Genomic DNA, 25743 nt, shown 5'->3' on the forward strand with positions numbered 1-25743 from the left:
GATGGGAACACAGTCGAGCAATCAACTCAGCCTCCCTCAGAGCTACCGGTCACTGCCCGGCCGGGCAGTACCCACTGTTCCAAGCAGTGCATCGGCGAGGGGGTCTGCCGTGCTGATGCCTGCGGCTACACCCCGAAGCAGAGCGTCGAAATCAGCGGCGACGATGGTGACCTCCTCGAACTCCGGCTCTCCCCCACGGACAACCTGACCGTCCGGTGCGATCGCCAGGTACTCGTACCCGTTGCGTGTCGACAGCAGGACCGGGAGGTGAGTGGACCAGAAGGCGTTGATCGCCGCGCGCTCAGCCGGCCCGGAAGCAACCGCCAGACTCTCGTGCCGGAACGCATCCCAGGGAAAGGCCTCATCGCTGATGCCAACTCCGCCGGCATAGTTCTCCGCCGAGAGAAACCACACCTGGTCGTCGGAACTGGCAAGTACGGAGAACGAACTCGCCCACACGATGAGTTGATCACAAGCGCCGACCAGCGGTTGCGGAACGGGGGCAGAGGCCGATCGAGTAGGTTCTTCGCGAACCCAGCCTGCGATCGACAGCGCGGCGGTTGCGTCGAGGTGAAGGCACATGGCCCCACGGTAGGTCAGGCGTCTCGCACCATTAGCGCCGGTCGGAAACGTTCGATTCTGGACGGCGGTCTGTGGGAATGAGCCGTGCTCCGCTCCGGCATCGCGATTTCAGCACCCACTGATGTCGGGAATGCGAATCGATATGACGGAAAGCCTGCCACGAACGAGGAACGAGACCGCCGCACGGTGAGTGCAACGGTCTCGTTCGTCATTCTCCGACCAGGATCACTGATCTGAAGTACGGGTTCCGCTCCAGCGGAGGGGTCAAACCTCTAGTGGTGGCTCACGAAGGACTGCTGGGTGCCAGTCGGCGCGGTTTCGAGTTTGTGCTGTTCGGCTTCGTCCTCGTCGTCCAGCATGGTCGCCTCGTTGAACGGAATCTTGCCGTCCAGAACATCGACGACGCGGTCCTTGTCGATGGTCTTCGTCCAGGAGCCGACGAGCAGGGTGGCGACTGCGTTGCCCGAGAAGTTGGTGAGAGCGCGAGCCTCGGACATGAAGCGGTCGATACCGACGATCAGGCCGACCCCGTCGAGTAGTTCGGGACGGTGACTTTGCAGGCCGCCTGCGAGGGTCGCGAGTCCGGCGCCACTGACTCCGGCTGCGCCCTTCGACGCGATGATCATGAACACCAGCAGCGAGAGCTGCTCACCGAACGCGAGTGGCTGACCCATCGCGTCGGCGATGAAGATGGAGGCCATGGTCAGGTAGATCGCGGTGCCGTCGAGGTTGAAGGAGTAGCCGGTCGGGACGACGATGCCGACGGTGGAGCGTTCGACGCCCACGTGCTCCATCTTGGCGATCAAACGCGGGAGTGCCGACTCGGAGGACGACGTCGCGAAGATGAGCAGGTATTCGCGGGCCAAGTACTTGACCAGCTTGAAGATGTTGAATCCGGTGACGGCGCGCAGCAGGGTGCCGAGGACACCGAAGATGAAGATCAAGCAGGTCAGGTAGAAGCCGATCATCAGTGTTCCGAGCTGGACCACTGCGTTCAGTCCGGTCTGGCCGACCACGCCGGCGATGGCACCGAAGGCACCGATCGGGGCGAGCCACAGGATCATGGTCAGGATCTTGAAGACCAGCTTCTGCAGGTGACCGATGCCCTTGAGGATCGGTTCACCGGACTTGCCGAGCGACTGGATCGCGAAGCCGACGAGCAGGGCGACAAACAGTGTCTGCAGCACGCTGCCCGCGGTCAGGGACGACAGCAACGACGTCGGGATGATCGACGCGACGAAGTCCCACGTTCCACCGGCACTGTGCGCTGCCGTGGTGAGCTTCTCGACGGACGCCGGGTTCGGCTCGATGTTCAGGCCGCTGCCCGGGTTGAGGAGATTACCGACACCCAGGCCGATCGCCAGGGCAACAGTGGACATCCCGATGAAGTAGGCGAGCGCCAGTCCGCCGACCTTGCCCACCTTGGCTGCTGCGCGCACCGAGCCGATGCCGAGCACAATGGTGCAGAAGATGACCGGGCTGATCATCATCTTGATCAAGCTGACGAACAATGTGCCCAACACGGCGACCGACTTGCCGAATTCGGGCGCGAGCCAACCGACGAGAATGCCTCCGATGACGGCGACGATGACGCTCATGTAGAGCCAATGCGTCTTGTCGCGCTTCGCCGGAGTGCCCTTCGGCTGGGGTGAATCGTTTACTGTCCCTGTTGCCGTGACGCTCATGGGGATGTCCTTTGATGGAAATCAGTGAAGTGATGGGGATCACTCGAGTTCGTGGAGAATTCTTGTTGGAAATGTGTAAGGCGTGAAGTTTGTGTTCATAACGTTCAGGAGTAACCGATGGTCCAACGACGCAGTCGCCGACGCATGAGCGTCGCCCGGCAGATCCTGCTGCTGCAGCTTGCGCTGTTGTCGCTGGTCATCGGCGCGGGAGCGGCACTGGCCGTAGTGGACGAGCGAGGTGACAGCGACGACGCCATTAGTCGGCAGGTGAGCTCGATCGCCGAGACACTGGCCTTGACGGACTCCACCGCGCAGGCGCTCTCCAGCGACGACCCGACCGCGATTCTGCAACCGCAGACCGAGAAAATTCGCATGGCCACCGGCGTCGACTTCATCGTGGTGATGGCGCCCGATCGCACCCGGTACACCCATACCAGTCCCGAACTGATCGGCGAATTGTTCACCGGCAACATCGACCGGGCGCTGGCAGGCGAGACGTTCACCGAGACCTACGCAGGTTCGTTGGGCCCGTCGATTCGCGCGGTCACACCGGTCTACGACGCGAGTGGGACGCTTGTCGGTTTGGTGGCTGTCGGCGTCACCCGAGAGGAGATCAGCAAGCAATTCGCCCAGAGCATTCCGACCATCCTGACAATTGCTGCCGCGGGATTGATTGCAGCTGTTTTGAGTTCGTTGTTGGTAAGTCGGCGAATCAGACGTCAGACCCTGGGCCTGGCACCCGACGAACTGCTCACGATGTACGAGCATCACGACGCCGTTCTCCACAGCATCGGTGAGGGACTGGTGGTCATCGGCCGGGGACGGGGCGGGACGGCTCAGGTGGACATAGTCAACGACGAAGCGCGTCGCCTTCTCGATCTACCGGAAGGCCGAGTCGATCTGTCCTCGATTCCGGCCACGTTGCGGGATGTCGACGCAAGTTCGGCCACTGATCAGGTCCACCTCACCGATCAACGAATACTCGTGGTCAATCAGCACCCGGTTGAGTGGGAGGGCAAGCGAATTGGCACAGTTCTGACTATTCGCGATCACACCGAATTGCAGAATGTTCTCGGCGAACTCGATTCGGTTCGCGATTTTGCAGAATCGCTGCGCTCGCAGGCCCACGAGAGCGCCAACCGCCTGCACACCATCATCACGATGGTGGAGCTTGGAAAATACGACGAGGCGGTTTCCTTTGCCACCAACGAATTACGGCTGTCTCAGCAGTTGATCGATCGTCTCGTCAATGCCGTTCAGGAACCGGCTCTGGCCGCTCTGTTGCTCGGAAAACTCAGTGAGGCGACCGAACGCGGAGTGGAGTTGACCGTCACCGAGGACACCGCACTCGGTGCTCTCACGCCGCTCACGTCCCGTGAGTTGGTCACACTGGTCGGCAATCTGGTGGACAATGCCATTGACGCCTCGCGGACCAGCGAGCAGCCGTGGGTGGAAGTGACGGTCATGGAAGAGGATTCGACAATGGTGGTTGCGGTGGCCGACAGTGGGCCAGGCATGACGCCCGATGCCCTCGAAAGGGCCAAGGAGCGTGGATATTCCACCAAATCCGGATCCCGCGGCATCGGCCTCGCGTTGGTTTCGCAGATCGTGAAACGCCACGGCGGCACCTTCGTGAGCGAGCCTGGGCTGGGTTCCATGCTGGTCGTGCGCATCCCGCTACGGCAGGCACAGCGGTGATCCGGGTACTCGTGGTGGACGACGAACCACTGATCGCGCAGGCGCACCGATCCTATGTGGAGCGAGTGCCGGGGTTTGTCGTGCACGGTGTGGTTCACAGCGGTCAGGCCACTCTGCGAGCGGTCACGGAAGCGCACGCCGCCGGTGAGTCCATCGATCTGGTGCTCCTCGACATCGGCCTACCGGACGCAAGCGGACTCGATGTTGCATCGGCGCTCGGTGGGTTGCGTCCGAGCCCAGACATCATTGCGGTGACCTCCGCTCGCGACCTCGATGTGGTGCGAACCGCCGTTGCCCGCGGAATTGTTCTCTACCTGCTCAAACCGTTCACGTTTGCGGCATTCCGCGACAAGCTCGAACGGTATGTGGAGTACCGCGCAGCGCTGCCCGCCGGCGAATCCGCAGCGAGTCAATACGACATCGATCGCGCGATGGCCGCACTACGCACCTCCGACGATCGGGCCGCGTCGGCGAAGGGCTTTGCCTCCCAGACGCTCGGACTCGTATCGGCGTGCGTTCGGGATACCGACACTCCGCTCACCGCAGCAGAAGTTGCCGCTTCCGTCGGCGTATCCCGGGTGACAGCGTGGCGCTACCTCGAAAAACTGGCAGACGACGGTCTGCTCACCCGGGAAACCGAATACGGACGTGCTGGGCGCCCCCAGGTCCGTTACCGCAGAAGCTAGTTCGCCGCCCCGACAGTGTCGAGGACCCACGCGAACTCGAAGGCAACTTCCTTCCACTTCTCGTAACGACCGCTGACACCACCGTGTCCTGCGCTCATCTCGGTCTTGAGAAGTAGTGGAGCGTCGCCGGTCTTGGTGGCACGCAGTTTCGCGACCCACTTTGCCGGTTCGACGTACAGCACTCGGGTGTCGTTGATACTGGTGATCGCCAGAATCGCCGGGTAGTCCTTGGCTTCCACGTTCTCGTATGGACTGTACGAGTGCATGTACTCGTAGACGGCCTTGTTGTGCAAGGGATTTCCCCACTCGTCCCACTCGATGACCGTCAGCGGCAGCGACGGGTCGAGGATGGACGTCAGCGGATCCACAAACGGCACATTCGCAAGAATGCCGGCAAAGAGTTCCGGTGCGAGGTTGGCTACAGCACCCATGAGTAGGCCACCCGCGCTACCACCGTCGGCAACCATACGATCGGCGGCGGTGACGCCGGTATCGATCAAATGCCGTGCACAGGAGACGAAGTCGGTAAACGTGTTCTTCTTGGTGAGAGCCTTGCCGTTCTCGTACCAATGCCGACCCATCTCACCGCCGCCGCGTACATGCGCGACAACAAACACAACACCGCGATCGAGTAGCGACAACCGCGCAACCGAGAACGACGGGTCGATGCTGGCCTCGTAGGAACCGTAGCCGTACAACAACAACGGCGCCGGACCTTCGGGGGCGCCGGCCTTGCGAACGATCGAGAGCGGAATGCGGGTACCGTCCTCGGCCACTGCCCAATCACGTCGCTGCACGTAGTTCTTCGCGTCGAAATCGCCGAGCACGGGCTGCGACTTCCGCAGCGCCAGTTCACCGCTGGCGACGTAGTAGTCGTACACCTGACCGGGAGTGATGAAAGACGTGAAGCCCAACCGGATGGTGGGCTGCGCCCATTCCGGATTCGATCCCATTCCGATACTGAAGAGCTCTTCGTCGAAATCGATCTCGTGACGCTCGCCGTAGCCGTCGGCTGTCAACGGCCACACGGCAACTCGGGTCAACGCCTCGCGGCGGTAACTCAGCACGATGTGGCCGGCAAAAGCCTCGGCTTCTTCCAGCCGCACGTCGTCGCTGTGCGCGATCAACGTCGTCATGTTCATCGGATCCGATACCGGAGCCTCCACCAGCACGAAGTTCTCGGCCTTCACACCGTCCACTACGTCGTTGTGGAGGATGAGGAAGCGGTCTTCTCCCCCGATCACGGCATGCTCCGCGCCGTATTCGACGCCTTCACGACGCGGAATGATCACACGGAAGTCACCTTCCGGGTTGGCCGATTCGAGGATCCAGCCCTCGCTGGTCACCTTGGAACCGACCCAGATCACCAGGTACTTCTCGCTGCGCGTCGAACCGACCGACACCCAGTACCGCTCATCCGGTTCGTGGAACACCGAAACATCTTGGCTCTGCGGCGTTCCCAGCTTGTGGCGCCACACAGTGTCCGGACGCCAGGATTCGTCGACAGTCATGTAGAAGACATGGCTGTGATCAAGTGCCCAGGTTGCGCCGGGAGCGGTGTCGGGAATCTCGTCACCGAGGATTTCCCCGGTCTCGAGGTTCTTGAACCGCAGCGTGTACCGCTCGTCGCCGACGACGTCCACGGAGTACGCCAGCAGGGTGCCGTCCTCGCTGATGGAAAACGCGCCGAGAGAGAAGAAGTCGTGCCCTTCTGCCTCGAGGTTACCGTCCATGAGGATCTGTTCGCCGTCCAGTTCAACCCCGGGGGTCAAGTTGGGCGGCGTCCAGTCACCGTCGTCGGCGATCGGGCAACGGCAGTGAACGTTGTACGACTTACCTTCGACGCTACGGGCGTAGTACCACCACTTACCCATCCGGGTGGGTACCGACATATCCGTTTCCTGGGTGCGCGATTTGATCTCCTGGAAGATCTTCTCGCGCAACGGCTCCAGATGCGCCGTCTGCTCTTCGGTATACGCATTCTCGGCTTCGAGATACGCCACTACCTCGGCGTTGTCCTTGTCCCGCAGCCACTCGTACTCGTCGACGAACGTGTGTCCGTGATGGGTGCGTTCGGTGGGAACCTTCTTCGCGACCGGCGGGACGAGGCTCATGCGCTGGGACCGACCCAATCTGCGAAGGACAATCCGGAAATACGTTCGTACGCTTCGATGTAGCGCGCACGGGTCGCGTCGACAATCTCCTGGGGCAAAGCCGGCGGCGGGGTATCGGACGCCCGATCCCATCCGGATTCGGGGCCGGTCAGCCAGTCGCGAACGAACTGCTTGTCGAAGCTCGGCTGAACCTTGCCAGGCTCGTAGCCTTCGAGTGGCCAGTACCGCGAGGAATCAGGTGTCAGCACCTCGTCGGCCAGCACGAGATTGCCGCCCCCGTCGAGACCGAACTCGAGCTTGGTGTCGGCGAGGATGATTCCGCGATCAGCGGCAAAATTGGATGCTCGCGCATACACGTCGAGGGTGTCCTCACGAAGCTGAATCGCGAGCGTCTGACCGACCTTCTCCACTACCTGATCAAAGCTGATGTTCTCGTCGTGATCTCCGAGAGCAGCCTTGGACGCCGGGGTGAAGATCGGATCGGGCAAGCGTGACGCTTCCACGAGGCCCTCCGGAAGGTTGACGCCGCACACCGCGCCGGTCTTCTGGTAATCGACCAGACCGGAACCTGTGAGGAATCCTCGGACCACACATTCGACGGGAATCATGTCGAGCGAGCGCACAACCAGCGCACGCCCGAGAACCTCTTCGGGGATGCGGTCGTCGTCTGGCTCACCTGCGAGGTGATTGTTGCCGCCGAGGACGTTGAAGAAGAACACGCTCATCGCGGTGAGGACGCGGCCTTTGTCCGGAATCGGCGTGCTGAGCACGTGATCGTAGGCCGAGATCCGATCACTCGCGACCAGCAGCAAGTGCTCGTCGTCGATCGTGTAAAGGTCACGGACCTTGCCACCGGCCAGATGAGTGTAGGAATCAAGTGTAGGACGCACGCTTATCACCCTATCGGGCGTTCGCAGTTCGTACAGAACCCTGGTAGCCAGGACGGGTACAGAGACTCCCCGTCCGGGGAGCCGTCTGCCCTGCTTAACCGGATAATGCAGCTAGCCAGGCCCGGTGCGCGAGAGGCCGCCGTCACAGTTGATGAACTGCCAGTTTGCAGACAATCCCGCCGAAGCAGATCTCCCATTGGGTGGGAGGCCCATCAAATTTGCGGGTTTCGCGGGTCCACACTCGATTCAGAGCCTCTCGCGAATTCAGATTCCCTCTCCACGAAGGACTTTCACATGTCACGAACTTCACGCAACACCGGCGTCCGTGCCGTCGCAGCACTGGCGATCTCGAGCACTCTCCTGATCGGCGGCGCTGCACTTGCCCAGGCTGCTCCCCAGCCGCCCGTCGGCTCGCTCGACTTCGGCTCTTTGGATTTCGGCAGCTCACAGCAGGTTGCCGATGCTCCTCGCCTGGTGGGTATCGACAACTTCCGCGACGTCGCCGGGACCGGATCCGGGTACTCGGGCTCCTTCGGCCAACACGTCAACAAGGGTGTTTTCTACCGAGCCAATGCCATCACACCGAAGGGCGCCGACATGGCTGCCTTGGAGTCACTCGGATTGACCAAGGTCTACGACCTGCGCACCGCAGCCGAAATCGCCGACAAGCCGGATGTTCTGCCTGCCGGGGTCGCTTACGAGAACATCCCGGTCCTGGCCGGCGACATCTACCAGATGGCATTCCAGATCAAGTCGCCCGAAGAAGCCCGGTCGTTGATGCAGGATGCAAACCGCGCGTTCGTCACGGGCACCGCAGAACGGGCCGGATTCACTCAACTGCTCACGTCGCTCGCGGAAACCGATGGGCCACAGGTCTTTCACTGCACCGCCGGTAAGGACCGCACCGGCTGGGCCTCGATGTTGCTTCTGAGCATCGCCGGCGTCGACCGCGCCACGATCATGAGTGATTACATGCTGACCAACGAGTACTCGACCGAAAGCATCAAGGCAACACTCGCGTACATCTCCAGCGTGGCTGGTCCGGCAGTGGCAACCAATATGGAGCCTCTCCTCGGAGTCGAGGCCGGTTACATCGAAGCCGGACTCGATCAAGTGGAATCCTCGTACGGAACCATCGACCGCTACCTGACCGAGGGCCTCGGACTCAGTCGGTCGACTATCGCAACGCTGAAGGCAAAGCTGCTCGGATAAGTGCACTCTCACGTGGTATTCGTCGCCGCTTCGCGGAGGCGGACACCACGTGCTCTTATCGAACCCGTGAATCTCTCACCATATTGTTCCGATACGCCCAGATGACAATCTGCACCCGCGTGCGGACATCGAGTTTCCGGCAGATATTGCCGATATGCGATTTCACCGTGCTCAGTTCGAGTTTCATCGCGTCGGCCACCTCACCGTTACCCAACCCACTCGAAAGTAGCTGGACCACTTCCATTTCCCGAACGCTCAATCCGTGGTCGGGAAATTCGACTGGGGCAGACGGTTTACGACGCGCGAATTCGGCGACCATTCTGCGGGTGAGCTTCGGCGACAATACCGAGCCACCGTCTGCAGCGGCAATGACCGCGTCCACCAAATCGTCCGGGTCGGTGTCTTTGAGCAGGAACCCGACCGCGCCTAGGTCGAGCGCACCAAAAACGTACTCGTCGAGGTCGAACGTCGTTACGACGATAATGCGAGTTTTCGGGAATTCCTTCAGAACCTCGAAAGTCGCAGTCAGCCCGTCACCGTGCGGCATGCGGATATCCATGAGAACCACGTCCGGTTGAAGCAATCGGACTTGCTGAAGTGCTTCGAATCCCGATGCCGCATGGCCGACGACCTCGATGCGAGGGTGATCGGTGAGGAAAAGCTCGAACCCTTGACGGACAACTTGCTGATCGTCGGCGATGAGTACTGTAATCACGCGATCATCCTCCAGCTCGGCGTGGTATTTAATCCACGTTATCGATCTCGATGATGGCAGACGCACAGTTACACCGATTTGCCGGATTGCCCGTTTACGTTCGATAACCGCAATAAATTTTCCGCCTCACCGGACCAGAGTGATATCTCCCAGTTTCCAACTTCGATCGAAATAAGGTTCCAGCGGACCGTAGAAGCGGAAATACGAGAACCACGATGTGCATCATCGGCGATACCACCAGCAGTCGGCCCCACGGTAGCTCGATAACCAAAGTCCCCGAAGCACCCACGTCGGGTGAACTACTGGATCAGGGCGTCTCGGATGACAGCAGCCGTACTGTCGAGAACTGACCTGGTGGGTGTGCGCGGAATTGCACGAAGCCCGAAACCGTCGCCCCGATTGCGCGGAATGACGTGCAGATGAACATGGAAAACTTCCTGCCCTGCAACGGCTCCGTCGGAGAGATGCAGGTTCACCCCGTCGACGGGCAGATGTCCGGTACGCATCGCTGTGGCGATCTTTTGCGCGACTGCAAATATCCTGGCACCTTCGTCGAAATCGAGGGTCGACAATCCGCTGGCATGACGCTTCGGCACCACCAGCAGATGCCCCGACGTGAACGGCCGAATATCCATGAAGGCAAGTACATTCGCGTCGTCGTAGACAACACTTGCCTCGACTTCGCCGGCGATGATGGAGCAGAAGATGCAGTTCATGGTCTTCGACCCTGTGCGCCTTTTCGGCAGGGGCCACTACCAGAAAGGCGCACGGGGTCGTAGCCCCTACAGAATCGGCGACGGCGCGTATGCCGCAGCTTCAGGATTGGCGTCGACAAGCTTCTGTACCTCGGCCACTACGGCGTCGACCTGAGCCGACGCAGCACCGATGAAGGCCGCCTTGTCCGCGAGTGCCTCGTCGAGGGCAGCGCGATCCAGGGGAAGGCGGTCGTCCGCAGCGAGGCGATCGAGCAGATCGGGTTCCTTGCCCTCTTCACGCATCGCGAGTGCCACGGCGACAGCATTTTCCTTGATGGCTTCGTGCGCGGTCTCACGTCCGACACCGGCGCGAACTGCTGCCATGAGTACGCGCGTCGTTGCGAGGAACGGCAGGTAGCGGGTCAGTTCCTTCTCGATGACGGCCGGGTATGCGCCCATTTCGGCGAGCACGGTCAGGAACGTCTCGAACATGCCGTCGATGGCAAAGAATGCGTCAGGCAATGCGACTCGGCGAATGACGGAGCAGAAGACGTCGCCTTCGTTCCACTGAGCGCCCGCCATCTCGGCAGCCATGGACCCGTAGCCGCGCAGGATGACCTGTAGGCCGTTGACGCGCTCGCACGAGCGGGTGTTCATCTTGTGCGGCATCGCGGAGCTGCCGACCTGGCCCGGCTGGAAGCCTTCGGTCACCAGTTCGTGGCCGGCCATCAGACGGATGGTGTGAGCGAACGACGACGGCGCTGCGCCCACCTGAACGAGCGCGGAGATGACGTCGTGATCGAGCGAGCGCGGGTAGATCTGGCCGACGCTGGTGAGAACGTTGGTGAACCCGAGGTGCTGGGCAACCTTAGTCTCGAGCTGCTCGAGCTTCGCCGCATCACCGTCCAGAAGGTCGAGCATGTCCTGAGCGGTGCCCATCGGGCCCTTGATTCCGCGCAGCGGGTAACGGTCGATCAGCTCACGCAGACGGGTCAAACCGACCAGCAGTTCGTCGGCTGCGGAAGCAAAACGCTTGCCCAATGTCGTCGCCTGAGCTGCGACGTTGTGCGAGCGTCCGGCCATCACGATGGACGAGTACTCGGCAGCGCGCTCACCCAGACGGGCGGCGACGGCGATGCCGTGGCTGTAGACGTGCTCGAGTGAGCGGACGATCTGCAACTGCTCGACGTTCTCGGTGAGGTCGCGGCTGGTCATGCCCTTGTGAACCTGCTCGTGACCGGCAAGAGCGTTGAACTCCTCGATACGTGCCTTCACGTCGTGGCGGGTGACGCGCTCACGATCCGCGATGGACGCAAGATCGACGTTGTCGATGACTCGCTCGTAATCGGCAATAGCGTCGGCCGGAATGTCGATGCCCAGCTCAGCCTGTGCCCGCAACACCGCCACCCACAACTGTCGTTCGAGCACGATCTTGTGCTCGGGAGACCACAGAGCTGCAAGCTCCGGGCTGGCGTAACGGTTGGCAAGGACATTCGGGATGCGGCTCACGAGGCCTCAGTCTAACGGTGCGTGAACAGTGCTGTTACCCCTACGCAGGTGGGGCCATCACGTCGATGGATTCGAGGAGCATTCCGCGCGCCAATCCACGTGGGTCGGGGTCGTACTCCCCCAGGGCCGAGATCATGGCGCCGTCGACCATCGCAACAAGGCGTCGCAACTGCCCTTCCGAGCTGGTGCGACCCGACCGTGCCAATGCCTCGGTGAGCGCCTCGTCCAGTTGCGCGCGCAATCGCAACTGGACTTCACGCAGTGCCGGGTGGCGGGCGCACGCCACAAATCTCTCGTACCGCGCGATCAATCGTTCTCGGCTCTCCGGCCGCTTCTCGTCTTCGCCGAGCAGAACCTCCACCAGCAGGTCGACGGTGGACTCCGGGCCCCGGCGACGCTGAGTCACCGCGGCAACCCGGGCGCGCACGGCATCCATGTCCGCGTTGCCGTTCAACTCGACGGCACACGCAATGAGATCGTCGAGTGAGTCGAAGTAATAGGTTGTCGAGGCCAGCGGAAGACCGGCCCTGGCAGCGACCGCGCGATGACGAACCGCGTCGAATCCACCCTCCAGCAAAAGTTCAGCAGCAGACGCCACCAACGCTTGGCGACGTTTCGCTCCCTTGGGTGTTGCGGCTCCCGACACGTTTCCATCGTGCCAGGAGCAGCAGTCTCGGCACCGGAAAACAGCCCGAACGTCCTGTTGATTGTTAAGTGAGCCACGTTTCGAGGCGTCGTAGTGCCTCTTCGATATCCGCGGTGGCACCAGCAAACGAGAGACGAACCATCCGATCTCCGTGCACCGTGTCGAAGTCGATTCCCGGGGCAAGCGCAACTCCGGTATCTGTCAGCAACCGCGAACACCAGGCAGTTGCGCCCTCGTCGCCGCACAGATGCCCGATATCGGCGTACACGTAGAAAGCGCCGTCCGCAGGAGCAAGTTCGGTGATGCCGAGCTTCGGCAGGCCTGTCAGCAGAAGTTCACGGTTGAGCGCGTACCGCTCGACGTGGCCGTCCAGCTCGATCTTCGCTTCCGCCGAGAACGCTTCGATTGCGGCGTACTGCGAAATTGCGGGCGGGCACACGGTCATGTTCGACGCCAGTCTCTGTAGCGGGCGACGCAGGTAAGTGGGCACCAGCATCCAGCCGAGACGCCACCCGGTCATGGAGAAGTACTTGGACACCGAGCCGATGACCACGGATTCGCGGGACGTTTCCCAGGCACTCGACGTCTGCTGGTCTCCGTAGCCGATGCCGTGATAGATCTCGTCGGAAATCAGCAATGTTCCGTTCTTGTCGCACCACTTCGCCAGTGCGGCAAGCTCTTCGGGTGCGATGACGGTACCCGTCGGGTTGGCGGGGCTGGCAACGATCAGTCCGGCCGGAGGCGTCGGCAGCGCGTCGAGCATCTCGACGGTCGGCTGGTACCTGGTAGCTGGGCCACAATCGAGTTCCACGACGTTACATCCCAGCGCCGCAAGCGTATTGCGGTAGGCCGGGTAGCCCGGACGCGCCACGACGACGGTATCGCCCTCGTCGAACGCCGCCAGGAACAGCAAGGTGAATGCACCCGAAGATCCGGTGGTGACAACGACGTCATCGGCGTCGACGGTGATTCCCGAACTCTGCGCGTGGTACCGGGCGATGGCCTCACGAAGCGGAAGAATGCCGAACGTCTCGGTGTATCCCAACAGTTCTGTGCCGAGGATCTCGCGCGTTGCGGCCAGCACCGGGGTGGGCGCCGGCGTCGACGGCTGGCCGGCCGCCAGCGTCAGGACGTCACCATGAGTCCGCTGACGTTCGGTGGCGGCTTTCCACACGTCCATGACGTGGAAAGTCTGGATGTTCGATCGACGAGATTCTGAGCGCACACCTCGACGGTAGTCGGTACGGGCAATCGGGTGTCAGCGGGTTCTCGATCAGTAGCATTACGGTCTGGAAAGCCACCTGAGAGAATCGAAGCGATGACACAGGCACACAGCGACTTCCCATTGACGGCAGACGAGTTACGCACAGTCGCAAGGTTCGCCGCCGAAAGCGCTCAACAGCTACTGCCCTATTTCGAGGCCGAAGCACCCGACGACCCACGCCCGCGAGCTGCACTCGACGCCGCACGGGCTTTCGCCGACGGAGCGCCGAGAACGATCTTGCAGCGCGTCGCCGCCCTCGATGCACACCGGGCTGCACAGGAGATCACGAGCGAGGCCGGGCAGCTCGCGGCACGGGCCTGCGGTGACGCCGCAGCTGCTGCCTACCTGCACCCCATCGCGAGAGCGACGCAGGTCGGCCACATCTTGCGAGCGGCGGCGTGTGCCGCCCGAGTAGCCGAACTCGAGGCGGGCGGCGATGAAGCCGCCGCAGCACAGTCCATAAAGTCGACCTGCGATCGCGCGACCTCTGTGCTGGTCGATGTCCTCGGGCGATACCCGACTCCCCCGATAGGGAAGAACAGGCTTGCCCAACTCATGAGCACGCTCGACAGCTCCCTACGCCGCCTCGAAACCTAGCGACGAATCACTCTCTCCTAAAACCTTTTTCGATTCAACCAAGCTAATTTCCGAGTTGTGCGGAAAACCACGCAATCGTGCCATCCCACTGATCTGTCGGTACAGCAAGAGGCTGCTCACCCACCCGCTCCAGCGAGACATGCAACGACTCCCCAGTTCGCCAAGCAAGGATCTCGTAAGTTCCACCCGGAACGTGTACCTGAGTGGTGCGCTCCGGATGCTCGACGACAGCGCTGTCCGCGAACTGGGCCGCCATCGTCAGATCCGTGAACGACGGGACAAAAAGCACTCCATCGGTAACATCGATCCGGGCAGATGCGCCGTCGTCGGGAACACGTTTCGGGTGACCGAGCCTGACATTCACCGCTGTGCCATCGGCCTCCGGGCCCACGAATACAACAAATGCCGACGCGAGCCGACGCGCGGCCGCAAAATGCTCCAACAGTTGCGGCAGGCTCCAGTCCTCGTCCACAAAACCCTCGTAGGTCGAAGTGTTCACCAACGCGAAGAAGCCGTCTTCGTCCACCTGAATCTCACCGACCACACGAAGGTCTTGCGAACCACTTGGCACGTTCCCCATTGCAATCCCCCGACTATCGGACACCAACGACACCACACGATAAGTGATCCTCAGTTGAAAGGATGCTGAGAAGGATCTTGCATACTTCCTTCCCTGGGCGAGACTGGACGGCATGAACTTCGCGTCGTCGATTCTCCATCCCTCACAGTGGAGTGTTCGTATCCGCTCGACTGTGGCGTCGACGCTGGTCATAGCGTTCTGCCTGGTAGCAGCGGGGTGCGCGCTCATACTTCTTCTCGCACACTCGCTTCAACTGTCGGCGCAGGACACCGCGGACACTCGCGCCACTCAACTCGTACAGGAACTCACAGCGGAAAGCGCAGCCGATCTCGATCCGTCCTTGCTCTCGACGGACAGCCAGGTCGGGATCGTTCAGATCGTCGGTCCGGATCATCGAGTTCTGGTGCAGTCCCCCGGTACCGGAAACCAACTACTTTCCCAAAAGACGCTCGAACCCGGAGACGCTGCGTCGCTCGGTCGCGTCGAAGTGGACGACAACGGCGACTACTGGCTTATCGGCCGCGGCGTCGCGACACCTACCGGGCCTGTCACCGTCTTTGTCGGGGCGGACCGAGAACCCGTCGAATCCGTAGTGACCGCTGTGGCAATACTTTTGGCGGTGGTGGGACCGTTTGTTCTCGGGTTGGCCGCTTTCGCGACGTACCGCCTCGTGGGTTCCGCACTGGCCCCCGTGGAACGTATTCGATCCAGGGTGGCGTCGATCTCGAGCGGAAGCCGCGGCGAACGAGTGCCAGTTCCGTCGGGAAACGACGAGATTGCCCGCCTCGCAAGGACAATGAACGACATGTTGGCCCGCCTCGACGAGGGCGCACAAGCACAGCAACGGTTTGTCAGCGACGCCTCCCACGAACTTCGAAGCCCGTTGTCCACCATCACAACTGCTCTCGAACTTGCACATCGACGCCCCGAACTACTCGACGATGCCTTGATCGAAGATGCATTGCTGCCCGAGGCCCGTCGAATGCGCCAACTCATCGACGACCTTCTGACACTTGCCCGTTCCGACGAGAGCAACGCCGAACACCCATGGGCCGTAGTCGATGTCGATTTGGATGACATCCTTCTCACCGAAAAGACCCGAATCGCCGGGATCTCGGACCTCACAGTGACAGTGGAGATTGCGCCGGTTCGAGTCAGCGGTGACCCACGTTCGCTGACCCGGTTGGTGCGCAACCTCGTCGACAATGCCATCAGACATGCGGGGTCGCAGGTGTGGCTGCACTGCTTCCACAGCAAGGACGGCGCACACATCGTGATCGAGGACGACGGACCGGGCATACCCGAGGCCGAACGTCTGCGAATATTCGACCGGTTCGTCAGGCTCGATTCCCCGCGCTCGCGGCAGGGTGGCGGCACCGGCCTGGGATTGGCCATCGCGTCGGATATCGCCGCCGCGCATGGTGGAACAATCACAATGAGTGAAAGGTTCGGCGGTGGAAGTAGATTCGAGATTGTGATTCCGACGACCGAAGACTGACCTTCAGTCCGATTCGCTCACAAATCGGTACCCGACACCTCGCACCGTCTCGATACTGTGTTTCCCGAACGGTACGTCAACCTTCTTACGCAAGTATCCGATGTAGACCTCGACGATGTTTTCGTCGCCTTCGTAATTGATATCCCAGACGGATCTGACGATCTCGCGCTTCGTCACGACAACTCCGCTGTTACGCATCAGGAATTCGAGAACGCTGTACTCGCGTGGCGTGAGCGTCAATTCGGTTGCACCCCGGCTCACTTGGTGGCGAGCTGGATCGAGCGCAAGGTCGCCAACGGTCAGTACCGTCGGGCGTTGTGGAGCACCGCGCCGTACCAGAGCGCGCAGGCGCGCGAGAAGCACGACAAAGGAAAAAGGTTTGACCAGGTAGTCGTCGGCACCGAGGTCGAATGCGTCGGCCAGGTCGTATTCCCCGTCTTTCGCCGACAACATGAGGATCGGAGTCCAGACCGCACGCGCGCGCAGGTCACGCACAATGTCGTAGCCGTGTTTCCCGGGGAGCATGATGTCGAGAACTATCACGTCGAACTCGTTGCTACACGCAGTGACAAACCCGTCGTCACCATTGTGTTCGACAGTGGTCACAAAGCCTTCGGCCACTAGCCCCCGCCGAATCGTCTCAGCCAGGCGCACCTCGTCCTCGACCACCAGCACTCGCACCACAGGCTCCATTTCCGTCGATACCGAAACCAGTAGACCAGATCCCGCACTGTTACCGAATGTGCATTCAGCGTTTCTTCAGCATCGTCTCGGCAGACTTCGGGCTATGCCTGCAACTGTCTCGGCCGTGCGAACCGCGGTCACCGAAGTGCTGACCGAAAGCTCCAGCGCAGAAATTGCTGTGACTGCTGTCGTCTTGGCTTCCGCTCTGTTCGTTTTCGGTTCGATCTACCAGGCGTCGACGCTGCGATCGAGCGTCATTCGCGCAACCGGATTGATCGTCGCTCTGGTAACCCTCTCCGTTGCCGTGATGCACAACGGGTGGTTGTCCCGATTCGACGGCCCTGTGACGGAATGGATGATCGCGCATCGAAGCCACGGACTCAACCAGATTGCAGTGGCCGTGACCGATCTCGGAAGTCCAGTTGCGACAGCAATTCTCGGGATCGGAGCCGGCGCCGTTCTTTCGTGGCAGGCCCGCTCGGTGATTCCCGGGATCGTCGTAGTCGGCACCGTCGGTTCGGCCGCGGTGGCGAGCACCGTGATGAAGGCCGTAGTCGCTCGCGAGCGACCCCCGACAGCTTCTCAGGTTCTCCTCGAGACCGATCATTCCTTTCCCTCCGGACATGTAACGGGCACTGGGGCATTGATCGGCATCGTTGTTCTACTTGTTGCGATGCAGCACACACCTTCAGTCAAACGGCTGTTGATGCTCGTGGCTGTCGTTGTCACTCTTGTCGTGGCGCTCACTCGGTTGTACCTGGGCGTGCACTGGCTCACCGATGTTGTTGCCGGCGCAACTCTCGCGACTTTCGCTGTCACGATCGGCGGCGCGGCGTTCCGGTATCTCGACAACCGATCATGCCCGAAACACGACGCCCTCACACCGTCGACGTCGGCGGACCCGAGAATTGCTGCTGCGGAATATCGCACGTTGTGAACACGGCATGAAGAATCATGTCGACGATGCGCCACCAGCAGGTTCAGGCACCGCCCCAGAGGCTTGGACCCGATGCAACACCGGGTCCAAGCTCTTGCCGCTCAGGTTCCTATTCGGATAATCCCAATCAGGAACCAGTTCATTTCTTGCGGTGTGTCTTTCAGGCGTTCCCTGTCCGGGGGCAACCGACGGACTGCGGGTCAAGGGTGATGTGGCGGCATGCTCACGACCCGGAATCGGCAGCGAGCCAGGCGTTCCCGAAGAGCATGATTCCGTCCGCGCTCGGCGTGATCTCGTGCACGTTCTTTCTCCACGTGACGAGGACCTTACCGGCACCGATAGTGGCCAAGGGCGCCGTGTCGTTGACGAGGGTTTGGACCTTCTCGAGAACGGCGAGTCGGTCGGCGTCGGTGGGCGCAGTCTGCAGTTGGGCGAGCAGCTGGTCCATCTCCGCGTTCTTGTAGCCGAGTACGTTCGACGGGGATTCGCTGTGGAAATTGCCGTACATTCTCACGAAGGGTGACTCCTCGAGGACACTGAATCCCCCGTGAGCGACATCGAAGTCGTGGTCGGCATACAGCCTCTTGACCAGGTCGGTAATGCTTGGGCTGTAAGAGATTTCGACGGTGAACCCGACGGCCTGCAACATTGACTGGTAGGCGAGGGCATTTCGCTGGGTCTCGGCACTGTTCGATCCGACGTAGGTGAGCTTGCCGTCGTAGCCGTCGGCTTTGGCCTCGGCGAGGTATTTCTTCGCGGCTTCGGGATCGTAGCCGGCAGCTGCAACCGTGCCGTGCCACTGGGACCACGACTGGAACATGTCGCTACCGGGCATGCCGTAGCCGTCCTCGGCCCGCTCGTTGTAGACGGCGGGGTTGATCGCGGCAACGATCGCCTTGCGCACTCGCTCGTCGGATGCTGCGCGGCCCTCTCGCTGGTTGATCAGACCGATGGTTCCCAGACTGACGGTGTGGATGTAGCCGATGTCGCCGGCAGCCAGTGCGTTGTGGACGGCCTCTGATCGTCGAACGTACGCTGCGTCGATGCCGCCACTGTGGAGCGCTTCGAGTTTGGCTTGTTCGCCCTGGATAACCGGGAAGCGCAGCTTCGCCAGGCGAGGTTGTCCGTTCCAGTAAGTCGAACTCGCCGCGAGAACCAATTCTTCCTGGGATGCAAACTTTTCCACGGTGAACGGCCCTGCACCGACAGGGGTGAACGTCCCGGTCGCCATGGACGAGGGCGCGACGATCATGCCCGGTCCGGTGGTGAACATGATCGGGAACTCGTTCCAGGGCTGCTTCAGGGTGAAGACCACCGTCGCCGGGTCCGGTGATGTCATGTCTGCGACGGAAGCCTTCCATACCTGTGTCTGCAGACCGTTCTTCTCCAGGTAGCGATTGATGCTCCATTGCACCGCGTCCGCATCGAGAGGGGTACCGTCGCTGAATTTCGCATCGGGTCGCAGCTTCAATGTCCAGACGGTGTTGTCGCCATTCACTGCCAGAGACTGCGCCAACTGGGGCTTGTATTCCTTGGCGTCCGTGTCGTAGCGAATCAACAGGTCGTAGATGGCGGCCATCTCACTACCTCCGGTTGCCCCGCTGTCCTGGCGGTTGACCGGGTCCAGGCTGCTGATTCCGGAGAGCGTGGCATAGGACAGCGTGCCACCGGAGGTAGGTTCGCCGCCGTCTGGTTGTTCGCCGACCAGGCCGGACGTCACACCGGACGCATCGGTCGCCGAATCAGTGGTAGCGGCACATCCGGAAAGCAGCACCACGGTAGCTGCCAACGCAGTGAACATGGTGCCTGCACGTGCAAGAGACGGTCGTCTCATCTTTTCTAACCTTCTTTTCGAAAGTCGCGGAGCGACAGGGAATTTGGCGGTGATGACACCTGGTTCTGAACGCCCGTCACATCGTGACTATTGCGCGGCCGAGAACTCTGCCGGCTGCGAGGTCGCTGACAGCTCGGTCGATGTCCTCGAGGATGTAGCGGTTGGTGACGAGCGTGTTGAGATCGAGCAGGCCTTCGGTGTGCCAGTCGAGGAACGTCCCGATGTCGTCTTGGCCGCAGCCGCCTGCGGTGGTTCCGATAAGTTGCTTCTGACCGCCGATGAGACCGGCGAGATTGAGTTCGGTGAGGCCCTTGGGGAGTCCGACGAGGACTACCGTGCCACCTCGCCGACCGCCGACTCGACCGGCGCGCACACTGTCGAGGGCTTGCACGGTGGTGGAGGTGAGCCCGACGCAGTCCACGGCGATGTCGACCCCTCCCGTCAGTTCGACGATAGCTGCGGCGGGGTTGTCCGTCACCGAAGCATCGATGGTGTCGGTGGCTCCGAATTGTTTGGCGAAGGCGAGCTTTTCGGCATCGAGATCGACTGCAACGATGCGTGACGCGCCACGGATCGATGCAGCGGCGACGGCGGACAGGCCGACTCCACCGGCGCCGAACACCGCGACCGTGTTGCCGGGCTCGACGGGGGCAGCATTGCAGAGGGCGCCCGCACCGGTGACAACCGCACAGCCGACAACCGAGACGACGTCCTCACGTGATTCGGGAGGTAACGGCATTACATACAGTTCGTCGACCAGTGCGTGTTCGGCCCAGGTGTAGACGTTGGGTGAGTGAGCTGTGCGTCCGTCAGGAAGATCGATCGAAGCGCGGGTGGGAATGCGGTCGTCGGTGCGGGGCACCCACGTGATCATCGCGGCCTCGCCGGCCGCGATGTGGGTGACGGCGGATCCGGTGGCGAGGACGGTGCCGTACCCCTCATGTCCGAACAACATCGGTTCGGCGTGATCGGCGTGCATCCAGAACAGCTGGCTTTGGCACACGCCGGTGGCATGGATCTGCACGAGAACGTCATGCGGGCCGGGGTCGGGCAGCGTCACCTCGCGTAGAGCGAGGGGGCCGTCGGTCGCGTCTTGGACGATGATGCGGGTGTTCATTGGCATGAGTGGTCTCCAAAGTTGGGGTGGGAGGGATGACGTCAGATTCCCGGCCACGGCCCGGGCAGGGGGGTATTGGCGGTACGAAGCGTGACGCGTTTTGTTCGGGTGCAGCCGGAGACCGCATCATCGCCATAGGCGCCACCGAGACCGCTCTGTTTGAAACCGCCGAACGGCAGCCCCGAGTCCAGCATGAGATTCGAATTACCGTGCACGACACCGGCTTCGATTCCCTCGCTCATCCGGATCATCCGACCCAGGTCGCGGGTCCACACATAGGACGAGAGCCCGAATTCTGTGGCGTTCGCAAGTTCGAGTGCCTGCGCCTCGGTCTCGAAGGTCAGCACGCTGAGCACCGGACCGAAGATCTCTTCGCTCGCGACTGTCATCGCAGGGTCGACTTGGTCGATCAGCGTCGGGGCGATGTAGAACCCACGTTGCTGTGTTGTCACCCGGCCGCCACCGAGCACGATCCGTGCTCCTTCGCTGCGCGCGGTGTCAAGGAATCCGAGGATCTTTTCGTGCTGACCGCTGCTGACGACGGGGCCGACCTGTGTTTGCGGATCGAGTGGATCACCGACACGCACCTTGCTCATACGCGCGGCCACTTCTGCCACGAAATCCTTCGCGATAGAAGCATGGACGAGGAGCCGACTGCCGGCGGCGCACACCTGCCCTGCGTTGTTCAAGATGCCGAGGACCGTTGCGCGAGCAGCCGAGTCGAGGTCTGCGTCGTCGAATACGATGATCGGCGATTTTCCGCCCATCTCGAGGGTGAGCTTTTTGAATGTATCGGCGGCCGCGCGGGCGATGTGCTGTCCGGTCGGGACGGACCCTGTGAACGAAATCCCGGCCACGTCCGGGTGCGAGCACAGGGCGCCGCCGGTGGCGCCGCCTCCGACGACCACTTGGAGAACGCCGGTCGGTATGCCCGCCTGTACGGCGAGTTCGGCCAACCGGATCGCTGAGCGCGGGGAGAGCTCTGACGGCTTGACAATGACGGAGTTACCGCAGGCAAGAGGTGGACAGGCCCGCGCCATGAACGAATGAGCCGGCGCGTTCCACGGCAGCACCACCACATAGGTACCGAGGGCCTCGAGCCGCGTGTAGGAGAACTGGCCGGGCACATCGCCGAACTGCTGACCGACAAGCTTGTCTGCCTTGCCTGCCCAGTACCGGGCGTGGCGGGCTCCACGGCGGGCCTGAGCACGTGCATCGGAGAGCACTTTGCCGGTGTCCTCGGTATCGAGCCGTCCGAGCTCGGCGCAGTCGTCCTCGACCAGTTGGGCCCAGCGCCACAACAGCTCGCTGCGCTGTTCACCGGCCATCGCAGCCCACACCCGCTGCGCCTCGGTTGCGCGGTCGACGGCGGCAGCGCATTCGTCCGCGCCGTCTATTGTGAGCTCGGCTGCAACCTCTTCGGTGGCCGGATTGATCACCCTCAGGGTGTCAGAGACGGTGGAGATGGGGGACATCGAACCAACTTTCTGTGCATCGTTCATTTCGGTGATCGAATAAGCTTGTAAGGCAGTGGGTTACGAGAATTCGACGCAGACGTCAGATGACTCCGTCGGCGCGCAGGCCAGCGAGCTCGCTGTCGTCCAGGTGTAGAAGCTGGGCCAGAATCTCGTCGGTGTGTTCCCCGAGGCCTGGCCCCAGAGTGCGAATCGTGCCCGGGGTGGCGCTCATTTTGGGCAAGGGAGCGGCCATCGGCAGCTCGCCGTATTCGATGTCGTCGACGGTCACGATGGTGCCGCGTTCGCGATAGTGCGGGTCGGCCGCGATATCGGCGATGCTCATGAGCGGCGCCGCAGGGACGTCGGCGTCGCTGAGTAACTTGACTGCGCCGTCGGCAGTCTGGCCAGCGACCCATTCGGCGATGATCGGATACAAGTGCTGTTGGTTCGCGACTCGGTCCGCTCTCGTGGCAAACCGCCGATCGGTCGCGAGGTGGGGTTGGCCGATCACCGTGGCGAACTTGCGAAAGAGGGCGTCAGTGCCGGCGTGCAGTGATATGCGGCGACCGTCGGCCGTGTCGAAGTCACTGGCCGGCACGATGCCGAGATTGCGGTTGCCGGCGCGTTCACGTACGTGTCCTTCAGCGCCGTAGGTCAGCAGTGCGTTCTCGCACGCGCGGAACCCTGCTTCGTACAGGCCTAGGTCGATGATTTGTCCGGGGCCACCGTGCTGGTCGCGGTGATACAGGGCGGTTACGGCGGCGAACGCGGCGAGATATGCGGACATGTAATCGATCACCGAGTAGCCGGACCGCACCGGGTCTCGCTCGGGTTCTCCGGTGACGTAGGTCAGTCCGGAGAATGCGCTCGCGATGCGATCGAATGCGCCCCGCTCACGATATGGGCCGGTCAGGCCGTAGCCGGTGATGCACACAATGATGGCGCGGGGGTTGATCTCGGCCATCGTCTCGGGACTCAATCCCCACTTTTCCAGTGTGGGGGGACGGTAGTTCGTCACGATCACGTCGAAATGCGGGAGCATCCCACGGATCAGCTGACGGCCCCGCTCGGTGCGCAGGTCGACGGTCACCGATTTCTTGTTTCGTCCTTCTTGCACCCACTGCAGTGATCGCAGGGAATTACTCTCGCCGCCTCCACGAATGAAGTCACCTGTGCCGGGTTCCTCGATCTTGACGACCTCGGCGCCGAAGTCGCCGAGGTACGTGGCGGTCACTGGCGCAGCCAGGACCGTTGCCATATCCAGGACGCGGATTCCCTTGAGGGGTAGCGCAGTTTCGGTCATGTTCCACCTATTAACGGTTCGTTATTAACGTTTGGTAGGTGTGGACTGTATCTTGTGAAGTGAGTCACGGCAAGCGGTGCTCGTGAACGCTTCGAGGAAGGCTGGGAGCATGGAGAACATGTCCGAAAGAGATGCTTCGACCCCCATCCGGCGCCCGCGAGGCACCAGAGAAGAAACCGAGAACGAGCTGATCGACGCAGTGCTGCGACTGCTCAAGCGCGATGGCGTTCTGGCAGGAATCACGCTGCGCGAGGTCGCTAAAGAGGCCGGGGTCAACCACGGGCAGATCTATCACTACTTCGGCACCCGCCGAGGACTGCTGCGCGCCGCGATTATGCGACTACTCGAAGGCAATCGCCCGGACCCGAAAACGCACTGGGACCAACCATTTGCAGACCGTCGCCGGGCCATGTGGCAGATCGCCCTGTCCAAGCGCGATTTCGTCAAGCTCGAGGCGCTCCTCGCCCTCGACGAGGATCCTGACTTTCAGATCTTCCCGGGTCTCGACGCCACTCGTATTGCGCTCGAACGGGACAAGAAGACGGGCGAACTCCCTGCCGACGCGGACGGCGATGTGATGCACGCGCTCAGTGCTGCAACGTATCTCGGATACGGCATATTTCGTGAGAGTATCGCCCGCGACCTCGGGATCGACGCCGTCGAGCTCGACAGCCGCGCTTCCGCGGTGTTCGACCTGATGCTCGACGGGCTACGCGGCGGCCATCAATAACGTATCGCCGGAGAACTGTCGCATCTCGCCCCGGAAGACATCGACACGACAGACCCTCCCCCGCCACCGTTGCCGATGACGCGAGGGTCGTAAACGCCACGTACCCCATAGAAACCAAGGCCATTCCATAACCCAGACGTATTGATCATTCCTCCGCATTGTCGCCTTAAGACAGTTAGCGTGACGTGAATTGTCCGCTATTCACGGAGGTAAGGATGTCGGCGTTTCGATCCATGCTGGTTGTGGTGGCTGGCCTGGCACTACTGATCGGCTCATCCCGTGCCATTGCGACAGCTGAGCCTCAGTATCCCGTTCCCTATGACCTCTTCGTTCAGGACTCGGTCCGCGATCCATACGGATCCGCGGCGGGCTCGAATGATTGGAACTGTGTACCTTCGGCCGCACATCCAGAGCCTGTGGTTCTTCTACACGGATTGGGTGCCAACCGATTCAATATGTTCACCACAATCTCACCGTTGCTAGCCAACGAGGGATACTGCGTTTTTGCGCCGACGTTCGGGGAAAACGCGAGCCTACCGGCACCGTTCGATTCGGTGGGCGGCCTGGGACGACTCGAGGACAGCGCCGCAGAGGTTGGGGAATTCGTCGAGCGTGTTCGCACTGCCACAGGCGCGCAGAAGGTCAGCATTGTTGGCGTTTCCGAGGGCACCCTCGTTGGCAACTATTACGTCAAATACTTTGGCGGAGCGCACGTTGTGGATAAATTTGTATCACTGGGTCCAGCCTGGAGGGGAACTCTGGGTACTGGTCCGAACGGCGACGGCCAGTGGATCCTTGATCTGGCCCCCGACGACGCACGGACTTTGATTCCGTTCTGCACTGGTTGCCCACAAGGGCTTCCGGCGTCAGATTTCCTGGCGAAACTGTGGGCGAGTGACGCAGGGAGTTATGCAGGCCTCTACGCGCCAAGCGTGACGTACACCAACATCATGACCCGGTACGACCAACTGGTGATCCCGTACACCAGTGGATATGCCGAGGCTCCTAATGCTACGAATATCTTTGTGCAGGATGGATGTTCGCTGGACTTCTCGGACCATCTTGCCATTGCGGCATCACGGGTTGCGACAGGGCACGTGCTCAACGCCTTGGACTCGGAGAGTACCCGCGCCGTGCCCTGCGTATTGGTGACTCCGTTTCACGGGGGTTGATTCGCTCGCGGATTCACCGACAACATTGTCCGATCAAGCTTTTGAACTTATCGATTCCCGCTGAAGAGCTGAATAGCAGTGCAAATACATGGTTTTCGATCAAATCTCCGTCAAACCTGTCCGATATGTCCCTAGGAA

The 25743-nt window shown here is 61.5% G+C and carries 23 protein-coding genes; 8 read left to right on the forward strand and 15 right to left on the reverse strand.

Annotated features, from left to right (window positions below; genetic code table 11):
* Positions 1 to 42: 42 nt before the first annotated feature.
* Both R4P64_RS10415 and R4P64_RS10420 read right to left on the reverse strand, forming a co-directional pair.
* Positions 43 to 582: a hypothetical protein gene (locus tag R4P64_RS10415; RefSeq protein WP_317820658.1), complete on the reverse strand. Its 540-nt coding sequence runs from the start codon at positions 580 to 582 to the stop codon at positions 43 to 45.
* Positions 583 to 854: 272 nt separating this feature from the next.
* Positions 855 to 2267, reverse strand: a complete 1413-nt coding sequence (locus R4P64_RS10420) for a cation:dicarboxylate symporter family transporter (RefSeq protein WP_219110896.1) — start codon at positions 2265 to 2267, stop codon at positions 855 to 857.
* A gap of 117 nt (positions 2268 to 2384) precedes the next feature.
* Between R4P64_RS10420 and R4P64_RS10425 the strand changes: the two genes are divergently transcribed.
* Together R4P64_RS10425 and R4P64_RS10430 are read left to right on the forward strand one after the other, a co-directional pair.
* Positions 2385 to 3965, forward strand: coding sequence for a sensor histidine kinase (locus tag R4P64_RS10425; protein ID WP_141486483.1), 1581 nt, complete (start codon positions 2385 to 2387; stop codon positions 3963 to 3965).
* The gene (locus R4P64_RS10430) at positions 3962 to 4651 is read left to right on the forward strand and encodes a response regulator (protein ID WP_033233926.1); all 690 of its coding nucleotides are present in this window, start codon (positions 3962 to 3964) and stop codon (positions 4649 to 4651) included. Before R4P64_RS10425 ends, R4P64_RS10430 begins: the two co-directional genes overlap by 4 nt.
* Here the strand turns inward: R4P64_RS10430 and R4P64_RS10435 are convergent.
* Together R4P64_RS10435 and R4P64_RS10440 are read right to left on the reverse strand one after the other, a co-directional pair.
* Entirely contained in the window at positions 4648 to 6765 is a 2118-nt protein-coding gene (locus R4P64_RS10435; RefSeq protein WP_317820660.1) for a S9 family peptidase, read from the reverse strand. The genes R4P64_RS10430 and R4P64_RS10435 overlap by 4 nt on opposite strands.
* Positions 6762 to 7655 (reverse strand): phosphoribosylaminoimidazolesuccinocarboxamide synthase, encoded by an 894-nt coding sequence (locus tag R4P64_RS10440; protein WP_045068766.1) that lies wholly within the window; start codon positions 7653 to 7655, stop codon positions 6762 to 6764. The genes R4P64_RS10435 and R4P64_RS10440 overlap by 4 nt, the downstream gene beginning before the upstream one ends.
* A 294-nt stretch (positions 7656 to 7949) precedes the next feature.
* Between R4P64_RS10440 and R4P64_RS10445 the strand changes: the two genes are divergently transcribed.
* Complete coding sequence (locus R4P64_RS10445) at positions 7950 to 8867, forward strand: tyrosine-protein phosphatase (RefSeq protein ID WP_045068764.1); 918 nt, start codon at positions 7950 to 7952, stop codon at positions 8865 to 8867.
* 55 nt (positions 8868 to 8922) lie between these two features.
* On the opposite strand, the gene R4P64_RS10450 is transcribed toward R4P64_RS10445, so the two are convergent.
* The 5 genes from R4P64_RS10450 to R4P64_RS10470 all read right to left on the reverse strand — a co-directional run bounded on the left by R4P64_RS10450 (position 8923) and on the right by R4P64_RS10470 (position 13657).
* Complete coding sequence (locus R4P64_RS10450; RefSeq protein ID WP_033233922.1) at positions 8923 to 9582, reverse strand: response regulator transcription factor; 660 nt, start codon at positions 9580 to 9582, stop codon at positions 8923 to 8925.
* A 299-nt stretch (positions 9583 to 9881) separates the two neighbouring features.
* On the reverse strand, positions 9882 to 10298 hold the full coding sequence (locus R4P64_RS10455; RefSeq protein ID WP_287160609.1) for an HIT family protein: 417 nt from the start codon (positions 10296 to 10298) through the stop codon (positions 9882 to 9884).
* 66 nt (positions 10299 to 10364) lie between these two features.
* Positions 10365 to 11786, reverse strand: a complete 1422-nt coding sequence (gene purB / locus R4P64_RS10460) for an adenylosuccinate lyase (RefSeq protein ID WP_172935789.1) — start codon at positions 11784 to 11786, stop codon at positions 10365 to 10367.
* Between the two features lie 40 nt (positions 11787 to 11826).
* A complete protein-coding gene (locus R4P64_RS10465) occupies positions 11827 to 12432 on the reverse strand; it encodes a TetR/AcrR family transcriptional regulator (protein WP_141486485.1) in 606 nt (201 codons plus the stop codon).
* 64 nt (positions 12433 to 12496) lie between these two features.
* On the reverse strand, positions 12497 to 13657 hold the full coding sequence (locus R4P64_RS10470; protein ID WP_033233918.1) for a pyridoxal phosphate-dependent aminotransferase: 1161 nt from the start codon (positions 13655 to 13657) through the stop codon (positions 12497 to 12499).
* A 93-nt stretch (positions 13658 to 13750) separates the two neighbouring features.
* Between R4P64_RS10470 and R4P64_RS10475 the strand changes: the two genes are divergently transcribed.
* Positions 13751 to 14293 (forward strand): putative immunity protein, encoded by a 543-nt coding sequence (locus tag R4P64_RS10475; RefSeq protein ID WP_317544797.1) that lies wholly within the window; start codon positions 13751 to 13753, stop codon positions 14291 to 14293.
* Positions 14294 to 14336: 43 nt separating this feature from the next.
* On the opposite strand, the gene R4P64_RS10480 is transcribed toward R4P64_RS10475, so the two are convergent.
* Complete coding sequence (locus R4P64_RS10480) at positions 14337 to 14864, reverse strand: hypothetical protein (protein WP_317544791.1); 528 nt, start codon at positions 14862 to 14864, stop codon at positions 14337 to 14339.
* Between the two features lie 121 nt (positions 14865 to 14985).
* Here R4P64_RS10480 and R4P64_RS10485 point away from each other — a divergent pair, with 121 nt between their 5' ends.
* Positions 14986 to 16371 carry an ATP-binding protein gene (locus R4P64_RS10485; RefSeq protein WP_317544790.1) on the forward strand — a complete coding sequence of 462 codons (1386 nt, stop codon included), beginning with the start codon at positions 14986 to 14988 and terminating at the stop codon, positions 16369 to 16371.
* A gap of 3 nt (positions 16372 to 16374) precedes the next feature.
* Here R4P64_RS10485 and R4P64_RS10490 read toward each other — a convergent pair whose 3' ends face one another.
* Entirely contained in the window at positions 16375 to 17052 is a 678-nt protein-coding gene (locus R4P64_RS10490; protein ID WP_033234324.1) for a response regulator transcription factor, read from the reverse strand.
* Between the two features lie 106 nt (positions 17053 to 17158).
* Between R4P64_RS10490 and R4P64_RS10495 the strand changes: the two genes are divergently transcribed.
* Positions 17159 to 17992, forward strand: a complete 834-nt coding sequence (locus tag R4P64_RS10495) for a phosphatase PAP2 family protein (protein ID WP_317820668.1) — start codon at positions 17159 to 17161, stop codon at positions 17990 to 17992.
* A 223-nt stretch (positions 17993 to 18215) separates the two neighbouring features.
* Here R4P64_RS10495 and R4P64_RS10500 read toward each other — a convergent pair whose 3' ends face one another.
* The 4 genes from R4P64_RS10500 to R4P64_RS10515 all read right to left on the reverse strand — a co-directional run bounded on the left by R4P64_RS10500 (position 18216) and on the right by R4P64_RS10515 (position 23703).
* Positions 18216 to 19826, reverse strand: coding sequence for an ABC transporter substrate-binding protein (locus R4P64_RS10500; RefSeq protein WP_317544784.1), 1611 nt, complete (start codon positions 19824 to 19826; stop codon positions 18216 to 18218).
* Between the two features lie 76 nt (positions 19827 to 19902).
* Complete coding sequence (locus tag R4P64_RS10505) at positions 19903 to 20949, reverse strand: zinc-binding dehydrogenase (protein ID WP_317544782.1); 1047 nt, start codon at positions 20947 to 20949, stop codon at positions 19903 to 19905.
* A 35-nt stretch (positions 20950 to 20984) separates the two neighbouring features.
* Positions 20985 to 22418, reverse strand: coding sequence for an aldehyde dehydrogenase family protein (locus R4P64_RS10510; protein ID WP_317820670.1), 1434 nt, complete (start codon positions 22416 to 22418; stop codon positions 20985 to 20987).
* A gap of 82 nt (positions 22419 to 22500) precedes the next feature.
* The gene (locus R4P64_RS10515; RefSeq protein WP_317820672.1) at positions 22501 to 23703 is read right to left on the reverse strand and encodes a CoA transferase; all 1203 of its coding nucleotides are present in this window, start codon (positions 23701 to 23703) and stop codon (positions 22501 to 22503) included.
* Between the two features lie 118 nt (positions 23704 to 23821).
* Here R4P64_RS10515 and R4P64_RS10520 point away from each other — a divergent pair, with 118 nt between their 5' ends.
* Both R4P64_RS10520 and R4P64_RS10525 read left to right on the forward strand, forming a co-directional pair.
* Positions 23822 to 24433 carry a TetR/AcrR family transcriptional regulator gene (locus R4P64_RS10520; RefSeq protein ID WP_162487754.1) on the forward strand — a complete coding sequence of 204 codons (612 nt, stop codon included), beginning with the start codon at positions 23822 to 23824 and terminating at the stop codon, positions 24431 to 24433.
* Positions 24434 to 24648: 215 nt separating this feature from the next.
* Positions 24649 to 25605: an esterase/lipase family protein gene (locus tag R4P64_RS10525; protein ID WP_317820674.1), complete on the forward strand. Its 957-nt coding sequence runs from the start codon at positions 24649 to 24651 to the stop codon at positions 25603 to 25605.
* Positions 25606 to 25743: the final 138 nt, after the last annotated feature.

Source organism: Rhodococcus sp. IEGM 1366, from assembly GCF_033142425.1.
In the GTDB taxonomy this organism is placed as follows: Bacteria; Actinomycetota; Actinomycetes; order Mycobacteriales; family Mycobacteriaceae; genus Rhodococcus_F; species Rhodococcus_F globerula.

Bases quoted from the DNA above. Each gene is read 5' to 3' on its own strand.
- R4P64_RS10415 (WP_317820658.1), bottom strand. From the start codon at position 582: ATGTGCCTTCACCTCGACGCAACCGCCGCGCTGTCGATCGCAGGCTGG.
- R4P64_RS10420 (WP_219110896.1), bottom strand. From the start codon at position 2,267: ATGAGCGTCACGGCAACAGGGACAGTAAACGATTCACCCCAGCCGAAG.
- R4P64_RS10425 (WP_141486483.1), top strand. From the start codon at position 2,385: ATGGTCCAACGACGCAGTCGCCGACGCATGAGCGTCGCCCGGCAGATC.
- R4P64_RS10435 (WP_317820660.1), bottom strand. From the start codon at position 6,765: ATGAGCCTCGTCCCGCCGGTCGCGAAGAAGGTTCCCACCGAACGCACC.
- R4P64_RS10445 (WP_045068764.1), top strand. From the start codon at position 7,950: ATGTCACGAACTTCACGCAACACCGGCGTCCGTGCCGTCGCAGCACTG.
- R4P64_RS10455 (WP_287160609.1), bottom strand. From the start codon at position 10,298: ATGAACTGCATCTTCTGCTCCATCATCGCCGGCGAAGTCGAGGCAAGT.
- R4P64_RS10475 (WP_317544797.1), top strand. From the start codon at position 13,751: ATGACACAGGCACACAGCGACTTCCCATTGACGGCAGACGAGTTACGC.
- R4P64_RS10485 (WP_317544790.1), top strand. From the start codon at position 14,986: ATGAACTTCGCGTCGTCGATTCTCCATCCCTCACAGTGGAGTGTTCGT.
- R4P64_RS10495 (WP_317820668.1), top strand. From the start codon at position 17,159: ATGCCTGCAACTGTCTCGGCCGTGCGAACCGCGGTCACCGAAGTGCTG.
- R4P64_RS10500 (WP_317544784.1), bottom strand. From the start codon at position 19,826: ATGAGACGACCGTCTCTTGCACGTGCAGGCACCATGTTCACTGCGTTG.
- R4P64_RS10505 (WP_317544782.1), bottom strand. From the start codon at position 20,949: ATGCCAATGAACACCCGCATCATCGTCCAAGACGCGACCGACGGCCCC.
- R4P64_RS10510 (WP_317820670.1), bottom strand. From the start codon at position 22,418: ATGTCCCCCATCTCCACCGTCTCTGACACCCTGAGGGTGATCAATCCG.
- R4P64_RS10515 (WP_317820672.1), bottom strand. From the start codon at position 23,703: ATGACCGAAACTGCGCTACCCCTCAAGGGAATCCGCGTCCTGGATATG.
- R4P64_RS10520 (WP_162487754.1), top strand. From the start codon at position 23,822: ATGTCCGAAAGAGATGCTTCGACCCCCATCCGGCGCCCGCGAGGCACC.
- R4P64_RS10525 (WP_317820674.1), top strand. From the start codon at position 24,649: ATGTCGGCGTTTCGATCCATGCTGGTTGTGGTGGCTGGCCTGGCACTA.